We start from the raw sequence: 17,074 nt of genomic DNA, 5'->3' as shown, positions 1-17,074 counted from the left end.
TCACCCTGCCTTTGCCATCTGCATCAGTGTCACCCGGCTCTGCAGCCGGCGCTGTGCCTGGTCGACGACGACGGCGACGATGATGACGAGGCCCTTGATCACCATCTGCCAGAACGAGCTGACCCCCATCATCACCAGCCCGTCGGAGAGGATGCCGATGACGAAGGCGCCGACGATGGTGCCGCCGATCGTACCGCGTCCGCCCGACATCGACGTGCCGCCGAGCACGGCGGCCGCGATGGCGTTCAACTCGAAGCTCTCGCCCGTCGCCGGATGCGAGGCCATCAGCTCGGACGAGATGATGAGGCCGACGATCGCCGCGCACAAACCGGAGAACATGTAGACGAACATTTTTACCATGTTGACACGGACGCCCGAAATTCGCGACGCCCGCTCGTTGCCGCCGACGGCGAAGATGTGGCGGCCGAGCGGCGTATATCTGGCGAGATAGGCTGCCCCCAGTGCAACGACGATCAGTATCCAGATCGCCACCGGCAGGCCGAGCACCCGGCCGGCGCCGAGAAAACCGAAGCCGGTGGTGCCGAGTTCCGGCTTGCCGACCAGATTGGGGAAGGTGCGGCCATCCGACGACAGCAGCGCCAGGCCGCGCGCGACGTAGAGCACGCCAAGCGTGGCGATGAACGGCGCGACGTTCAGCCTGGTGATCAGCAATCCGTTGACGGCGCCGATCAATATGCCGACCGCCAGCGTGATCAGCGCAATCTCGAAGACGTTGAAATAGATCGTGTAGCCGAATTGCAGGTCGATGCCGTTGAGCACGAGATAGCCAGCGACCATGCCGCACAGGCCGACGATCGAGCCGACCGACAGGTCGATGCCGCCGGTGATGATGACAAAGGTCATGCCCATGGCCAGGAATGCGTTCAGCGCCACATGTTTCGACATCAGGATCAGATTCGCGGTCGACAGGAAGTTCGGTGCCGCGATCGAAAAGAAGATCAGCACGGCGATCAGCGCGATGAAAGTCCTCGCCTTCATCAGCGTGAGCAACAGCGAGCCGCTCGAGACGGAGGGGACAGCCGCCTTGGCCGGGATATCAGTCATGGGTTCTCCGTGTGCGGGGCCGGTCCGTGGCCAAGTGCGGAGGCGGCGACAAGGGCCGCCTCCGTCGCCTCGGCGCGATCGAACATGCCCGTCAGTTTTCCATTGCTCATCACCGCGATCCGGTCGGACAGCGCCATCACCTCATCGAGATCGGAGGTAGCGAAGAGAATGCCCAGCCCGTCGCGCGACAGCTTGCGCATGGTGCGGAAGACATCCGCCTTGGCGCCGACGTCGATGCCACGGCTGGGCTCATCCATCAGCAGCACTTTGGGGCCGGTGAGCAGCGCCTTGCCGATCACCACCTTCTGCTGGTTGCCGCCGGACAGCGACGAGACGTCCTGCGCCGGGTCGGCAACCTTGATCGCCAGTTCCCGCACCATCTGCGTCACCGCCTGCCTTTCGGGGCCGCTGCGAATATGAAACAGCCGGACAAAGCGCGACAGGCTGGCCAGCGTCAGATTGCTGGCGACCGAGAGGATCGACACCAGCCCTTCGCGCTGGCGGTCTTCGGGGATCAGCGCCAGCCCGCGCCGGATGCGCCGCGTCGTGTCGCGCTCCTTGACCCTTTTGCCAGCAATGAAGATCGCGCCGGTGGCCTGGCCGTGGCGGCCCATGATGCAGTCGAACAATTCGCTGCGCCCGGCGCCCATCAGGCCGTAGATACCGAGGATTTCGCCGGCGCGCAGCGACAGCGAGACGTGGTCGACTGCAAGCCCGCCGGTCGCGCGCGGCAGGCAGATGTCCTCGGCGCGGAATATCTCTTCGCCGGGAACATGGCCGTCGGCCTTGGCAAAATCCTTGGCGTCAGAGCCGATCATCTGCCGCACGATCCACCGCGTGTCGACGTTTCTCATCTCATCCTGGCCGGTGATGTGCCCATCGCGCAGCACGGTGATGTAGTCGCCGATGCGGATCAGCTCTTCCAGCCGGTGCGAGATGTAGACGATGGCAACGCCACGCGCCTTGAGGTCGGCGATCACCTTGAACAGAATCTCGACTTCCGCCGCACTCAGCGCCGAGGTCGGCTCGTCCATGATCAGGATACGGGCATCGAGCGAAACCGCCTTGGCAATCTCGACCAACTGCTGCTGGCCGATGCGCAGATCCTCGACCAGCATATCGGGCCTTATGCCGGCCTGCAGGCGTTCGAGAAATTGTGCGGCACGGCGCTCCTGCTCCTTGCGGTCTATCTTGCGGAACCGGTTGGTGATCTCGCGCGTGGCAAAGATGTTTTCGGCGACGGTCAGATTGCCGAACAGGTTCAGCTCCTGGAACACCATGCCGATGCCGCGGTTCACCGCATCACCCGACGATGAGAAGGAGACCTCCTCCCCTTCCAGAAGGATCCGGCCGAGCGTCGGCTGTTCGACGCCGGCGATGATCTTCATCAGCGTCGATTTGCCGGCGCCATTTTCACCGACCAGCACATTGACCGCGCCCTTGCGCACCTCGAAATTCGCCCGCTTGACCGCGACGGTGCCGGAATAGACCTTGGAGACGTCTTCCAGCTTCAGGATGACATCGTGAGCAACCACAGCGCTCATCGCTTCGGCCCGATTTCTGCCTCCGCCGGCGTCACCAGCGGCATGTCCTGGCCGCTTTCGAGCGTATAGGCCCCAAGAACCTTGGCGGTCCGGCCCTCCAGCGCCTCGCGCGGCAGTTTGGAAAGCACGGCCTTGTCGACATAGGCGTTGAACGCCTTGCCGAACTGGGCAAAATCGATCTGGTTGGTAAAATCGTTGAACTGGATGAAATCGAGGCTGTCGCGCAGCGCGGTTCCCCGCATCGCCGGTCCGATCTGCACCCTCGCATCTGCCTTGCCGTCGCCGTCGACATCGATATCCATCGTCGCCGCGCGCGACGCCGTGTTGGCGGCAATGATCTTGCCCTCAACGCGAACCGCGAAGGTCCAAGGCGAATTTGCCTGCTTGTTTGGATTGCCATGTTTGGCGCCGGCAGAAGCGGGATCGGTTTTCGCCAGCGCGTGAACCTCGGCAAACGGCCCGGCTTTCCGCTGGAGATAGGGCACGACCTTCGCCACCCAGATCTCCTCGACCATCTTGTCGGGGTTGAACGCGGTGCTGCTGCCGCTGTCCCCCGAGGGAGTCGGAAGAATCTTGCAAGCGGTAAGGCTGATGCCGAGTGTCGCGGCAAGGATCGGCCAGATCGGCTTGTTGTTCAGCATGATGGCCTGTTGTTCAGCATGGCGGTCGGCGCCCACGGAAAATGGCGGCGAGGGACGACCCGTGGGTCGTCCCTCTCTATTCATATCGCGCCGGCTCAGTTGGTCAGCGCAAAAGTTTCCAGCTTGGGAGCATTGTCGCCATTGACCAGGACGCAGTCCATCAACTGCTTTTCCTTGGCCGGCGACTTCTTGTTCTTGATGAAGTCGTTGGCCTGCTCTACCGCCATCTGCGCCTGCGCATAGGCCGGCTGCAGCACGGTTGCCTTGATGCCGCCCGCGGTGATCGAATCGCGCACGTCGTTCGATCCGTCGAAGCCGACGACGATGACGTCCTTCCGGTTCGCCGCGACCAGCGCCGCATGGGCGCCCATCGCCATCGTGTCGTTACCGGAGATAACGCCCTTGATGTCGGGGTTGGCCTGCAGGATCGATTCCATCTTGGCGTAGGCTTCGGTCTGGCTCCAGTTGGCCGATTGCTGGGCGACCATCTTCAGGTCCGGATAGTCGTCGATGACGTCGTGATAGCCCTTGGAGCGGATGCCGGCATTGGTGTCGGATTCCTTGCCGACCAGCTCGACGAAATTGCCCTTCTCGCCCATCAGCTTGACGAATTCCTGCGCGCCGAGCTGGGCGCCCTGGTAGTTGTTGGAGACGATCTGCGCGACGGCGACTCCGGTGGCGTTGATCTCGCGGTCGATCAGGAACGAAGGCACGCCCGCGTCCTTGGCCTTCTGCACGGCGGCGACGGTGGCGTCGGCGCCGGCATTATCGAGGATGATCGCCTTGGCGCCGCGACCGATCGCGGTGTCGATCAGTTCGGACTGCTTGTTGGCATCGTCGTCATGGACGAGCACCAGCGCTTCGTAGCCGAGTTCCTTGGCCTTGGCTTCGGCACCGACGGCTTCCGCCTTGAAGAAAGGATTGTCATGCGAGGGCGTGATGATTGCAATGAGGTCCGCCGCATAGGCGGGTGCCGCGGTGCCAAGCGCCAGCATCCCGGCAAAAGCCGCAAGTGTCATTCTGCGTGTGAGTTTCATGATGTCCTCCCGTTTGAAAAAACGGCCTTGATCAACCAAGGCCATTGTCTGCATTCGATTCGTTACGCAGCGCGGGCCGCTGATCGGTTCAGGCTCAAAAGCCGTTTGCCGGCTTCCACTGACGGATCGTTGCTCCCCGGCCGTCCTCCACTCGTCCAGGCTTCGAACTCCCCGCGAAACCTTACCGATCCGAGTCAACAACAGCTAAGCCAACTGGTATGATGAGTCAATCACAAATTCAGATGATATGTACCTGATGCGACCGAGATTGAGCGTCGGCGGCGATGCGCCGAGGCATCGAGACGCTCCGGCGAGCACCTGACTTGGCCTTTCCTCAGGTGATGCGCTGAATGCTCGCGGCGATCTCTTCCGGCTCGAACACCCGCTTCCAGTCGTCGCGCATTAGCACCGGCTTGCCGAACTCGATCGCCTTGTTGCAGGCGTCGGAGAACACACCCTTGGTTTCGCCGAAGATGACGGCGCCAAGAACATTCATATGGCCGAGCAGGAAATCGAGCGCAGCTTGCTTGTCGACGCCGCGCGCCACGACCTCGTCGACCGCTTCCTTCATGACGACGAGCAGCGAGGCGCATACGGTTTCCGAAAGGCCGGGCTCCAGCAACGCCATCTGATCGACAGTGACACGGTGCGAACGCATCACTGGCGCCCAGATGATCTTGGCGATCGCCTCGCCCTTGGCAAAATCCTCTTCCGGACCCTGCATCAGCGCGCTGACCATATGCTGCTTGGCTTTGACGCCGCCGAAATAGTCTTTTTTTGCCGCCATGTCGGTCTCGTCGTTGAAGATCGGCGGATGGCAGGGATGGGTGACAAAATAGGTCAGGTCCGGCCGCTTCGGCAAATGGCCGGCGAACGGCGCGGCGGCGTCGAGCACGACGACCATCGTGCCCGATGCAAGGTTGCTCTCTATGCTGGCGGCCACCTTGCCGATATGCGTATCGGGAACCGCCAGGATCACCACATCGGCACCTTTGAGCGCTTCATCGGCGCTGACGGCTTCGAAGCCCAGACCCGACTTCAGCCGCTCGCGGCCGGCATCGCTGACCTCGACATGGCGTATCGTATAGGGCGAACCGCGAAAATTGGTCGACAGGCGGTACCCCATCTTCCCGCCGGCACCGAACAACGCAATCGTCGTCATGTATCCCTACTCCGATTTTTAAACGACGGCCGTGCCGATCGTCATGTTATTAACTGGTATAATCACTTTACCACGCTTTAGCAAGTTGAACAGGCCGAGAATTTGCCCAAACCAGAGCCCGTTGCCCCGCTTTGCCAGACGTTCGATGCCCACGCTCTGGAAGTCTGCGAGGTCCATTTTCTCGGGTGCTCGCGGCGATCCGGACGTTGCATTTTTCTACGTGTACGGAAGCCCGAGGTGGTCGAAGCAGTCGCGATCGATTAGATGTGGCTCAAGACCCAGCGGCGTCGACTAACGCAGCGCGATACCGCCCGTAGCGGTATGGGACCACCGGCAAGGCGAAGTGCTTCCGAGCGGTCTCGGTCGCGTTTTTCGCATCTTAGGTTCCTGCTGCGAATTTTGGCGAAGGGCTATGGAGAATTCGTAATTCGTGGCTTCGCCGATCCCGGCGAGCCACCGCCTTTTCTACGCCATGACACGATATTGAACACTAGCGTGCTATTGTCAGTGCACTTCGGTCACGAATAAGCGAATCCAACAAAGTTGTCGCGACGTCGATGCGTTCGACGGAAGTTGATGCGCGCCTGCCTTGGGCAACTTCGAAGGCTGTGACAATCCAGTGTTGTCTGCGTTTGAGCATGGCTGCAGAAACCATACTTTTAGATGTTAGTTCTACTGGTGCCGCAAGAGTGCCTGCGAAGGCGTGGACAGCCGCGACTGCCCGCGTCCTGGATTGAACTAACCGAGCGTTTGACTGGCGAGGGCATAGGTCTTCGGTGTGATTGCACCGCCGACGGCAAAATCGGTGAGGCGTTTGCCCATCGACATGGTCAGCACCGTGTCGAAAACCGGCATTCCGCTATGCGACAGAAAGGCTGCCAACTCACCATTGTCCATATGGGTGTCGACCCGCAGGAAAGCCCCCGAATGGTCGGCCACGTGCGGCCGGACGATCGCCACGGCGTCCGCGTCGCTTTCCGCCACGACCGGCCCCACGACATGGCCCCGCCCGAACGGCCGACAGAGCGCGAACGCGTTCAGCCTGTCACCCTTGAAAAGACCATAGCCGGCCGAGTGCGCGAAAAGTCTTTCGATGAGCGCCGCCCGCTTCACGCCAAATCCTGCCGCGTCGAGCGCGATCGCTGCGGGAATATCGCTAGCGTCCAAAGTCCGGACATCGCCTCGAGTATTTGCCGGCCTGGCCATCGTCTGCAATCGCGCAATGCCCTGGCATTGATAAACGGTCTTCTCCGGCTGGAAGTCGAGCGAGAGATAGAGCCGTCTTGCCGCGCGCGTTGCATTGAGGCGCAGGTCGCGGCCGGCGACCTTGTCGAAGACCCGCTTCATCAGCCATTGCCCCGCCCCCAGCGTCTGGAGTCGCGGCGAGGTGATGACCATCCCCACGGTGGCGAAATCGGCGCCATGCGAGAACCACATGGCGGAACCCAGAACCCGGCCGATATCGTCGAGCGCCACGAACCCCTCTCCCGACTCGCGCAGGAATTGCCAATCCTCGGCGCGATGCGGCCATCCCACGGAGAGCGAGAGCGCGTGCAACCGGTCCAGCTCGACGCCTTCGATGTCGCCGATGCGCATCGAGAAGGTGTCGATTTTCAAGTTTCCGGACGGCTTCAAGTCCATGCCTCTGAAAGATTCCCGCAAATTGACGGGCAACACGCCGCAGCCACCCTCTGTCCACCAACGCTAAACAAACAGACCCGTACGATTTGCTCGAAAGCCACCTGCTAACGCAAGATTCAACTGAAACATTTCCGCTTTCGGCATGCAATCGCGTCAGAACGCGCACATCCTTTCCGGCAATGTTGCAACTATGGTCGACGGCACCGATTCCGGCGAACCCGATATGCTTTGAGGGCTGGAATGGACGTCTTTGACATCCTCGATCGTCTCGTCGCCTTTCCATCGGTCGCCGGCAAGCCGAACAATGATATCGCCGGCTGGATCGAGACCCATCTCGCAGAACACGGAACGAAGGTCACCGTGCTGCCCGGGCCGGAAGGCGACCGTTTCAATCTTTTCGCGACGGTCGGTCCCACCGATGTCCCGGGCTACATCCTGTCCGGCCACATGGACGTCGTTCCCGCCGGCGAGCCGCAGTGGAGTTCGGCTCCTTTCACCCTGCGCCGGGACGGTGAACGGCTCTACGGACGCGGCACCACGGATATGAAGGGGTTTCTGGCCGCTACGCTGGCGGCTGTGCCCATGCTGGCTGGACTGCGCCTCGCCAGACCGATCCATCTCGCCTTCTCCTACGACGAGGAAGTGGGATGTCGCGGCGTGCCACACCTGATCGCCCGGCTTCCCGAACTTTGCGCAAAACCGCTCGGCGTCATCGTCGGCGAGCCGAGCGGCATGCGCGCCGTGCGCGGCCACAAGGGCAAGGCGGCCGCCCGCGTAATCATCAAAGGGCGCTCCGGCCATTCTTCACGGCCTGACCACGGGCTCAACGCCATCCATGCGATGTCCGAAGCGCTGAGCGCGGCCGTGAGCGAAGCCGAGCGGCTGACGCGCGGTCCGTTCAACTCCGCCTTCGAGCCCGCCTATTCCTCGCTGCAGGCCGGTGTGATCGCAGGAGGACAGTCGGTCAACATCATTCCCGACAGTTGCACGCTGGATCTGGAGGCACGCGCCATACCCGGTGTCGACCCGGCGAGCCTTCTCGCGCCGATCAGGGCGCGGGCCGAGGCCCTCGAAACCGACGGCTTTACGGTCGAGTGGACGGCGATGAGCGCTTATCCGGCCCTGTCGCTGCCACAAGAAGCGGCACTGGCAGGACTGCTGCGCGAGCTGACAGGCGAGGCGCCGCTCGCCGCCGTCAGCTATGGCACGGAGGCAGGACTTTATCAGGCGGCCGGGTTCGATGCGATCATCTGTGGACCGGGCGACATCGACCGCGCCCACAAGCCGGATGAGTACATTCTCACCAGCGAACTCGCAGCCTGCCAGCGATTGATCGAGGCGCTGGGCGCCCGCTGCGCGGCTTGAAGGGAAATCGGATGACGTTCCTGTTCAATTCCGATGCGGGGCGCGGGGCGGTCTTCGCCGATGCATTCGCTAGAGAATTGCCGGACGTCCCCTTCACGATGGATGCTGCAGCGGTCGATCCCGACGCGGTACGCTATCTCATCACCTGGACCGCGCCAGAAGACCTCGCGCGCTACAGGAGCCTGGAGATCCTGTTTTCGATTGGCGCTGGCGTGGACCAGTTCCGCTTCGATACCGTGCCGGAACAGGTGAAGATCGTGCGTACGGTCGAGGAAGGCATCGTGCGCATGATGCAGGAGTATGTGACGCTGGCCGTGCTCGCGCTGCACCGCAACCTACCTGCCTATCTGGCGCAGCAGCGCGCCGGCGAATGGAGCGATATCGCACAACTCCAGGCCGGGTCGCGCCGGCTCGGCGTGCTTGGCCTCGGGCAACTCGGCCAGGCCGTCCTCGACCGGCTGAAGCCCTTCGGCTTTCCGCTCGCCGGCTGGAGCCGCTCGCCTCGACAGATCGCGGGCGTAGCCTGTTATCATGGCGAGCTTGGGCTGGAGGAGATGCTCGCGGCCGGCGACATATTGATCTGCCTGCTGCCACTGACCGAGGATACGCGCGGTTTTCTGAATGCCGACCTGTTGGCGAAGCTGCCCAAGGGCGCGGCGCTCGTCCACACCGGCCGAGGGCCGCAGCTCGACCAGGAAGCGCTTGTCGCGGCTCTGAACAGCGGCCAACTATTGGCGGCGATGATCGACGTCACCGATCCCGAACCGCTGCCCGCGGGTCATCCGTTCTGGTCGCATCCGAAGATCATTCTCACCCCGCATATCGCAAGCGTCACCCAACCTGCGACGGCTGCACGCGCCGTCATCGACAACATCAGGCGCCACCGCGCAGGTCTCGATCCTATCGGGCTCGTCGACCGGTCGCGCGGCTATTGAAACCCAACCGGAAAGGTCATCCTTTGTCCCTGCTCAAGACCGTCGATACCAGCCCTGCCTCCCCGCCGCGCGAATCCAGGGCGCTGCCCGAACGGCTGATTGCCGGCAACCCTGCCTTCAAGACCTGGGCGCAGGACGCCGCCAAGAACGATCTCGTCCACACCGGCGTCTGGGAGGCGACGCCGGGAGAGACGCGCTCGATCAAGGGCGACACTTTCGAGTTTTGCCACATCCTGTCCGGCGTGGTCGAAATCACGCCCGACGCCGGTGAAACGGTGATCTACCGCGCCGGCGACAGCTTCGTGATGAAGCCCGGCTTCACCGGTGTCTGGAAGACCATCGAAACAGTGCGCAAGATCTACGTGACCGTCGGCTAACGGAACCCGCGTGAGATGCCGGCCTGCGCGGAAGATTTTGCCGTCTCTCACGTCTGGCACGCAACATTCGTCGGCGGTAGGTCGCCGAACAGCGCATGCTGCGTGCCAGCACGCGCTAGGCTCCAGACCACGCCGCAGAGTGGTTGTCGATGAGCCTAAGCTTCAATCCCGATACAATCCCCCTCCCCGTCGGCCACCTCATCGGCGGGGAACTGATCTCGACCGAGGGCGGGATCGAAATGCGCCGCCCCTCGGACGGCAGGTCATATACTGCCTGCCCTGTGGCTGGCTTAGACATGGTCGACCGTGCGGTGGCAAACGCCAAGGCGGCGCTTAAGGCCAGCAACTGGGGCGGCGTCCGGCCGCGCGAGCGCACCAAAGCACTCCAGGCCTGGGCCGACCTGATCGAGGCGGAAGCCGAAACGCTCGCCAGGATCGAGGCGCTGTCCTCGACGCGGCCCGTCGGCCAGCTCGTTGCCGGCGACATTGCCGTGACCGCCGAACAGATCCGCTTTTTTGCCGAGTTCGCCGACAAGGAAGGCAGCGAGCTCGTGCCGACCGACGACGCCACCTTCGGCATGATCATGAGCGAGCCCTATGGCGTGGTCGGCGCGATCACACCCTGGAACTTCCCTGTCTCCATGGCCGGATGGAAGCTCGGCCCGGCGCTGGCCGCGGGCAACGCTGTCGTGCTGAAGCCGTCTGAAATGACGCCCTTCTCTGCTGTCTACATGGCAGAACTCGCGATCAGGGCGGGCCTGCCGGCAGGGCTCATAAACGTGGTGGTCGGCGACGGTCCGACGACCGGCACGGCGCTGACCGGTCATCCCGACATCACCAAGGTCTCCTTCACCGGCTCGACCCGCGCCGGTTCGGCCATCATGGAGAACGTCGCTCGTACCGGCGTCAAGCCAATGACGCTGGAACTCGGCGGCAAGAGCCCGCAGATTGTTTTTGCCGATGCCGATCTCGACAAGGCAGCAATGGCGATCGCCAGCAGCGTCACCTTCAATGCCGGCCAAGCCTGTGTGGCCGGTACGCGGCTGATCGTCGAGAAGAGTGTCGCCGACAGGCTGACGACCGCCATCCTGCAACGGATGAAGGCGGTGCGGCCAGGCCCGACCTGGGACGAGACGACGCAGTATTCGCCTGTTATCTCGGAACGGCAGCGAGCGCGCATCGACAGCATCGTGCGAGCCGCGGTCGAAGCCGGCGGCGAATGCCTGATCGGCGGCGCCGCCATGGACAGCCCGGGCTATTTCTACGAACCGACACTGATCACCAATGTCGATCAGGCCAATCCTGCAATCATCGAGGAAATCTTCGGCCCGGTCCTGACCGTCCAGACGTTCGAGACCGAGGAAGAAGCGCTGACGCTGTCGAGCCATCCGACCTACGGGCTGGCTTCCGGCTTGTTCACCTCCAACCTGTCCCGTACCATCCGCTTCGCGCGCAAGCTCGAAGCGGGCACCGTCTGGGTCAACCGCTACAGCCGCTCGCGCGACCATATCCTGCCAACCGGCGGCTACAAGCGCTCCGGCATCGGCAAGGATCTCGGCCGCGAGGCCTATCTCGCCAACCGCAGGACCAAGAGCGTCCTGATCAGCCTGTGAAGAGAAGCCGATGAAGTCCTATTCGATCGCCCTGATCCCAGGTGACGGCATCGGCCGCGATGTGACCGCCGCCACCTGGACGGTGCTGGAAACCGCGGCCAAAAACTTCGGCTTTGCGCTGACGGGAACCGAGTTCCCCTGGTCCTGCCGCTTCTTCAAGGAAACCGGCCGCATGATGCCGCAGGACGGCATCGACACCTTGCGCGGCTTCGACGCCATCCTTCTCGGCGCGGTCGGCTGGCCGGCGGAGGTGCCGGATTCGGTCTCGCTGCACGGCCTGCTGCTGCCAATCCGCAAGGCGTTCGTGCAATATGCCAACATCAGGCCGCACCGTCTGCTGCCGGGCGTGAAGGGCCCGCTGCGGGCCGAGGGCTTCGACATCCTGTGCATCCGCGAGAACACCGAGGGCGAATATTCGGGCGCCGGCGGGCGCGTGCATCAGGGAACTCTGGATGAGGTGGCCGTAGAGACCTCGATCTTCACCCGCGCCGGCGTCGAGCGCATCCTGCGCTTCGGCTTCGAGCAGGCGCGGTCGCGGCGGCGGAAGCTCGCCTCGGTCACCAAGTCCAACGCGCAGAAATACTCGATGGTGTTCTGGGACGACATCACGCGAAAGCTGGCCGCGGATTATCCGGACGTCGAAGTGACCAGCTATCATGTCGACGCGCTCGCCGCGCGCATGATCATGGCGCCGGAGAGCCTCGACGTGGTCGTCGCCTCCAACCTGTTCGGCGACATTCTGACCGACATCGGCGCAGCGATCCAGGGCGGGCTCGGCTACGCCGCCTCCGCCAACATCAATCCCGACCGCTCGGCGCCGTCGATGTTCGAGCCTGTGCACGGCTCCGCGCCCGATATCGCGCATCTGGGCATCGCCAATCCGATCGCCACCATCTGGTCCGGCGCCATGATGCTCGACCATCTCGGCGAAAAGGCTGCGGCCGGCCGCGTCATGCAGGCGGTCGAGGCCGCAACCGCCAGAGGCATAGGCACGCTTCCCGGCAAAGACCGCACGGACGCCATCACCGCCGCGGTCGTCGCGGCGCTCACCTGATTGCAAGGTCGTTTTCGATGAAAAATCTGAAAGACAAAAGTCTGTTCCGCGAGGCCGGCCTGATCGGCGGCAAATGGGTCGCGGCCTCTTCCGGAAAGACGGTCGATGTCGTCGATCCGGCGACTCAGTGCGCGATCGGCACGGTGCCCGACATGGCCGGTCCGGAGACCCGGGCGGCCATCGAGGCCGCAGCGTCCGCTTATGCTGGTTGGAAGAAGAAGACCAACGCCGAGCGCGCTGGCCTCCTGGAGGCCTGGCATGGCCTGATGCTGGCGCATCTGGACGATCTCGCGCTGATCCTGACGACGGAACAGGGCAAGCCGCTGGACGAGGCCAGGGGTGAGATCCGTTACGGCGCTTCCTTCGTCAAATGGTTTGCGGAGGAGGCACGCCGCGTCAACGGCCATACCATCCCCTCGCCGACGCCGGACCGGCGCATCATCGTGCTGAAGGAACCGGTCGGCGTTTGCGGAATCATCACGCCGTGGAACTTCCCCAATGCGATGATCACCCGCAAGGTCGCGCCGGCGCTGGCCGCCGGCTGCACGGTGGTGATCAAGCCATCCGAGTTCACGCCCTACTCGGCGCTGGCGCTCGGCGTGCTTGCCGAACGAGCGGGCATCCCCGCCGGCGTCATCAACATCGTCACCGGCATGCCGGCCGAGATCGGCAACGAGATCATGGCGAACGAGACCGTTCGCAAGATCTCCTTCACCGGCTCGACGCGGGTCGGTTCGCTGCTGATGCGCGGTGCGGCCGACAGCGTGAAACGGCTCAGCCTCGAACTCGGCGGCAACGCGCCCCTCATCGTCTTCGACGACGCCGATCTCGATCTCGCCGTCGAAGGCGCGCTTGTCTCGAAGTTCCGCAATGGCGGGCAGACCTGCGTCTGCGCCAACCGCATCCTCGTCCAGGCCGGTGTCTACGAAGCCTTCGCAGCGAAGCTCACTGCTCGAGTCAACGCCATGACGGTCGGGCCCGGCACGCAGCCCGGCGTCGCCATCGGGCCGATGATCAACATGGCGGCGGTCGAGAAGATCAACCGCCATGTCGAGGACGCACTCGCCAAGGGTGCTTCGATCATCACAACGAGGCCGGCATTGCCCGACGGTCTTCAGTATGTCGCGCCGCTGGTGCTGACCGGCGCCACAAAAGACATGCAGCTCGCCGGCGAGGAAACCTTCGGCCCGGTCGCGCCGCTTTTCCGCTTCGAGACGGAAGAGGAGGCGATCGCGCTCGCCAACGGCACACCCTACGGCCTTGCCTCCTACTTCTACACAGAGAACCTGAAGCGCGCCTGGCGCGTCGGCGAGGCGTTGGAGTTCGGCATGGTGGGGCTCAACACCGGCTCGGTCTCGATGGAAGTCGCCCCCTTCGGCGGCGTCAAGCAGTCCGGCCTCGGCCGTGAGGGAGCGCAGATCGGCATCGAGGAATATCTCGAGATGAAGAGCTTCCACATGGGCGGGCTCAGCTGAGGCAATTTGGCTGAGAGCCCAAACGGACCGGATCGAAGCTCACTGGACCCGGTCGAGCGCCTTGTAATAGAGGCCGACCATCGGCAGGAACCAGGGCTTGCCGGAATAGCCGGGAATGGAACGCCACTCGAGCCCCTTCATCGGATTGCGGTCTTCGCGGCCGAGGATGGCATCGGCGAGGATCATGCCGAGATGGGTGGAAAGCTGCGCGCCGTGGCCGGAATAGCCCATCGCGTACCAGACGCCGTCGTGGTAGCCGGCCCGCGGAAAACGGTCCTTGGTCATGTCGACCAGCCCACCCCAGCAATAGTCGATCTCGACCTTGGCGAGTTGCGGGAAGATCGCCGCGAGGCCCGCCTGCAATATCTGTCCGCTCTTCGAATCCGAGCGCTGGTCCGATGTCGCCGAGAAGCGCGCGCGACCGCCGAAGATCAGGCGCCTGTCCGGTGAAAGCCGGAAGTAGTTGCCGATATTCATCGAGGTCACGCATGTCCGGTTGCCGGGCATGGTCGCGGCGATCTCGGCGTCGCTCAACGGCCGCGTGGCGATGATGAAGCTGCCGACGGAGATAATCCTGCGGCGAAAATAGCCGAAATTCGGCGTGGTATAGGCGCCTGTCGCTACCAGCACATTGTCGGCGCTGATCCGGCCGCGGGAGGTCGTCAGCTCATGCCTGCCACCGACCTGCTTGCGGTCGGTCACCGCCGCATTCTCGTGGATGATGGCGCCGTGGCGGGCGGCGGCTGTCGCAAGGCCTGCCACATAGCGGCCCATATGCATCATGGCGCTCTTCTTCGACAGCATCGCGCCGTGGAAGGGCGAGCCGATCTCGGATTTGAGGTCGGCCGCCGACAGCAGCGCCGTATCCGGATCCACTTCCGCATGGAGGGCTTCGAAATTGCGGGCGATCGCTTCGAAATGCTGCGGCTTGGAGGCGAGCTTCAGCTTGCCGGCGCGGCGGAAATTGCAGTCGATGCCCTCTTCGGCAACCAGCGCCTCAATGGTGTCGACGGAGTCGTCGAGCGCGCGGTAGAGCGCGATCGCGCGTTCCTTGCCGAGTTCCGCCTTGGCAGAGAGGTAGCTGTGAGCGAGGCCGTTGTTCAGGTGCCCGCCATTGCGGCCGGATGCGCCCCAGCCCACCCGCTCAGCCTCCAGCACCGCCACCTTCGCGCCGGCCTTCGCCAGTTGGCGCGCCGCGGCGAGACCGGTGAAGCCGCCACCGACGATGACGGCATCATAGTGCCCCTCGACGGGGCCTTGCGCTCCGCCGGAAAAGACAGGGGCGGTATCGTGCCAGTAGGAGATCAGTTTCATCGACGATCCGCCTGTTTCAAAGCCCGACCACTCCCGGAAGACCGGAAATGTCTGATATCTCGACATAACCATAGTACGGGTTTGCCGGTTCGTGGCCGCGGTTGACCCAGACCTTGTTCCTGATGCCGAGATCGTGTGCCGACATCAGGTCGTAGCGGAACGAGGACGAGCAGTGAAGAATATCTTCCGGGCCGCAACCCAGCATGTCGAGCATGTACTCGAACCCCTTGAACCGGGGCTTGTAGGCCTGCGCTTGCTCAGCCGTGTAGACGGCATGGAACGGAGCGCCGAGCTTCTCGACATTGGACATGATCTGCGCGTTCATGGCGTTGGACAGGATGACCAGCGGAATTTCCTTGGCGACCTTCGCCAGGCCGGCCGGAACGTCCGCGTGAGGCCCCCAGGTCGGGACACGCTCGTAGACCATCGTGGCATCGTCGGGGCTGAAGGGGACGCGGTTGCGCTTGCAGGAGCGCTCGAGCGCGTTGTGGACAACCTCGGCATAGGGCTTCCAGTCACCCATGATCTCGTCGAGCCGATAGGCGGCGAAGTTCTTGATGAACTCCTGCATACGCGGTTCGTCGAGCCGGCTGCCGTAAAGGTCTCGCGCCGCTTCCGCCATCTGGAAATTGGTCAACGTGCCGTAGCAGTCGAAGGTGATATATTTGGGCCTGAAAGAAGCCATGTCCGTCGATCTCCAGTGGAAGCACATTCGCGTTGGGATGCATTCCATCATAGGACGGCAGTTTGCGACCCTCCTGACCGAAATGGCCCTCCCGAAAGCAGAAAGTTCCGTATCCGCCGTCCGGTTTGGCACGCTGTAGCATCTTGACGGTTAATCGGAGCGGCGGCCACAGCGTCAAAGGCATCCGCCGCGGAGGGCGCCAGCACAAGATGCGGCGCACCCCTTGTGCTACGGCGAAAGATACCGCCGGAACCGACGCCTTCAGACGATCTGCGGCGCGTCGATGGCCGAGACTTGGCATCAGACGGAAGGGAAGCCTCATGCAGCAGGGCGAGATCCAACTCCAGGCGTTCGGGCCGGACCATATCGAGGGCGCTGTGGCGCTTTCTCGCCAGGAGAACTGGCCGCACCGCCCGCAGGACTGGCAGATGGCGCTGCGGCTCTCCAGCGGCGTGGTCGCGCTCGACGACCAGGGCCGCGTCACCGGAACCATCTTGGTGACGCCCTACGGCGCCGATTGCGCCATGATCAACATGGTGATCGTCGACAAGAACGTGCGGGGCAAGGGGCTTGGGCGCCGGCTCATGGAACAGGCACTCGCTCTTGCAGAAGACCGTCCGCTGCGGCTTGTAGCGACGACGGACGGCATGCCTCTTTATGAGAAACTGGGCTTCGTACCCTCTGGGACCGTTCTCCAGTATCAGGGCAAGGTCGCAGAGCTTGACGCGCCTGAAGGCGTGGAAGCAGCAAGTGCCGATGATCTGCCGACGATCAAAGCGATGGACCGCGAGGCTTATGGCGCGGACCGAGAAGCACTGATCGATGCGTTGGCCGAGCGCGGCGAATTCGCGGTCATCCGCCACAATCACGCCATCGAGGCCTATGCGGCGATCCGCCCGTTCGGACGCGGCGAGGTGATCGGCCCGGTCATCGCCGGAAATGTCGAGGACGCCAAGGCACTCATCCGTTTCTTCGCCACATCGCGCCCCGGCGCCTTCCTGCGTGTGGATACCGACAGCCGGACCGGCATCGCCGATTGGCTCGGGGAAATCGGCCTCGCCCATGTCGGCGGAGGCGTGGCCATGGACCGTCCGCCCAAGAGCGTCGCGGAACAGACCAGGCCAAAAGTTTACGCCCTCGCCAACCAGGCGCTCGGCTAGTCCGGA

Annotated in this window: 16 protein-coding genes; 7 read left to right on the top strand and 9 right to left on the bottom strand. The window is 63.4% G+C overall.

Annotated features, from left to right (window positions below):
* From JQK88_RS01880 to JQK88_RS01850, 7 genes are all read right to left on the bottom strand, one after another.
* A complete protein-coding gene (locus JQK88_RS01880; protein WP_203277300.1) occupies positions 1 to 1,065 on the bottom strand; it encodes an ABC transporter permease in 1,065 nt (354 codons plus the stop codon).
* Complete coding sequence (locus JQK88_RS01875) at positions 1,062 to 2,609, bottom strand: sugar ABC transporter ATP-binding protein (protein WP_203277299.1); 1,548 nt, start codon at positions 2,607 to 2,609, stop codon at positions 1,062 to 1,064. The genes JQK88_RS01880 and JQK88_RS01875 overlap by 4 nt, the downstream gene beginning before the upstream one ends.
* Positions 2,606 to 3,250: a DUF2291 family protein gene (locus JQK88_RS01870; protein ID WP_192259739.1), complete on the bottom strand. Its 645-nt coding sequence runs from the start codon at positions 3,248 to 3,250 to the stop codon at positions 2,606 to 2,608. Before JQK88_RS01870 ends, JQK88_RS01875 begins: the two co-directional genes overlap by 4 nt.
* A gap of 95 nt (positions 3,251 to 3,345) precedes the next feature.
* Positions 3,346 to 4,287, bottom strand: a complete 942-nt coding sequence (locus tag JQK88_RS01865; RefSeq protein ID WP_192259741.1) for a D-ribose ABC transporter substrate-binding protein — start codon at positions 4,285 to 4,287, stop codon at positions 3,346 to 3,348.
* 334 nt (positions 4,288 to 4,621) lie between these two features.
* On the bottom strand, positions 4,622 to 5,449 hold the full coding sequence (locus tag JQK88_RS01860) for a phosphogluconate dehydrogenase C-terminal domain-containing protein (protein ID WP_192259743.1): 828 nt from the start codon (positions 5,447 to 5,449) through the stop codon (positions 4,622 to 4,624).
* An 18-nt stretch (positions 5,450 to 5,467) separates the two neighbouring features.
* Entirely contained in the window at positions 5,468 to 5,626 is a 159-nt protein-coding gene (locus tag JQK88_RS01855) for a hypothetical protein (protein WP_192259745.1), read from the bottom strand.
* Between the two features lie 561 nt (positions 5,627 to 6,187).
* A complete protein-coding gene (locus JQK88_RS01850) occupies positions 6,188 to 7,090 on the bottom strand; it encodes a GNAT family N-acetyltransferase (RefSeq protein ID WP_192259747.1) in 903 nt (300 codons plus the stop codon).
* Positions 7,091 to 7,330: 240 nt separating this feature from the next.
* Here JQK88_RS01850 and argE point away from each other — a divergent pair, with 240 nt between their 5' ends.
* The 6 genes from argE (at position 7,331) to JQK88_RS01820 (ending at position 13,909) form a co-directional block, all read left to right on the top strand.
* Positions 7,331 to 8,455 (top strand): acetylornithine deacetylase, encoded by a 1,125-nt coding sequence (argE, locus tag JQK88_RS01845; RefSeq protein WP_192259749.1) that lies wholly within the window; start codon positions 7,331 to 7,333, stop codon positions 8,453 to 8,455.
* An 11-nt stretch (positions 8,456 to 8,466) separates the two neighbouring features.
* Entirely contained in the window at positions 8,467 to 9,390 is a 924-nt protein-coding gene (locus JQK88_RS01840; RefSeq protein WP_203277298.1) for a 2-hydroxyacid dehydrogenase, read from the top strand.
* A gap of 23 nt (positions 9,391 to 9,413) precedes the next feature.
* Positions 9,414 to 9,767 carry a cupin domain-containing protein gene (locus JQK88_RS01835; protein ID WP_112563097.1) on the top strand — a complete coding sequence of 118 codons (354 nt, stop codon included), beginning with the start codon at positions 9,414 to 9,416 and terminating at the stop codon, positions 9,765 to 9,767.
* 149 nt (positions 9,768 to 9,916) lie between these two features.
* Positions 9,917 to 11,380: an aldehyde dehydrogenase family protein gene (locus JQK88_RS01830; protein WP_192259753.1), complete on the top strand. Its 1,464-nt coding sequence runs from the start codon at positions 9,917 to 9,919 to the stop codon at positions 11,378 to 11,380.
* Positions 11,381 to 11,390: 10 nt separating this feature from the next.
* Positions 11,391 to 12,434 carry a tartrate dehydrogenase gene (locus JQK88_RS01825; RefSeq protein WP_192259755.1) on the top strand — a complete coding sequence of 348 codons (1,044 nt, stop codon included), beginning with the start codon at positions 11,391 to 11,393 and terminating at the stop codon, positions 12,432 to 12,434.
* Between the two features lie 17 nt (positions 12,435 to 12,451).
* The gene (locus JQK88_RS01820; RefSeq protein WP_203277297.1) at positions 12,452 to 13,909 is read left to right on the top strand and encodes an NAD-dependent succinate-semialdehyde dehydrogenase; all 1,458 of its coding nucleotides are present in this window, start codon (positions 12,452 to 12,454) and stop codon (positions 13,907 to 13,909) included.
* Positions 13,910 to 13,948: 39 nt separating this feature from the next.
* Here the strand turns inward: JQK88_RS01820 and JQK88_RS01815 are convergent, their stop codons facing one another.
* Positions 13,949 to 15,223: an NAD(P)/FAD-dependent oxidoreductase gene (locus JQK88_RS01815; protein ID WP_192259759.1), complete on the bottom strand. Its 1,275-nt coding sequence runs from the start codon at positions 15,221 to 15,223 to the stop codon at positions 13,949 to 13,951.
* Positions 15,224 to 15,239: 16 nt separating this feature from the next.
* The gene (locus JQK88_RS01810; RefSeq protein ID WP_192259761.1) at positions 15,240 to 15,908 is read right to left on the bottom strand and encodes a haloacid dehalogenase type II; all 669 of its coding nucleotides are present in this window, start codon (positions 15,906 to 15,908) and stop codon (positions 15,240 to 15,242) included.
* A gap of 320 nt (positions 15,909 to 16,228) precedes the next feature.
* Here JQK88_RS01810 and JQK88_RS01805 point away from each other — a divergent pair, with 320 nt between their 5' ends.
* Complete coding sequence (locus JQK88_RS01805; RefSeq protein WP_192259763.1) at positions 16,229 to 17,068, top strand: GNAT family N-acetyltransferase; 840 nt, start codon at positions 16,229 to 16,231, stop codon at positions 17,066 to 17,068.
* Positions 17,069 to 17,074 lie beyond the last annotated feature (6 nt).

Origin of the sequence: Mesorhizobium caraganae (genome assembly GCF_016836705.1) — a bacterium.
Lineage (GTDB): Bacteria > Pseudomonadota > Alphaproteobacteria > Rhizobiales > Rhizobiaceae > Mesorhizobium > Mesorhizobium caraganae.
This window is presented reverse-complemented; position numbering and strand designations above follow the sequence as displayed.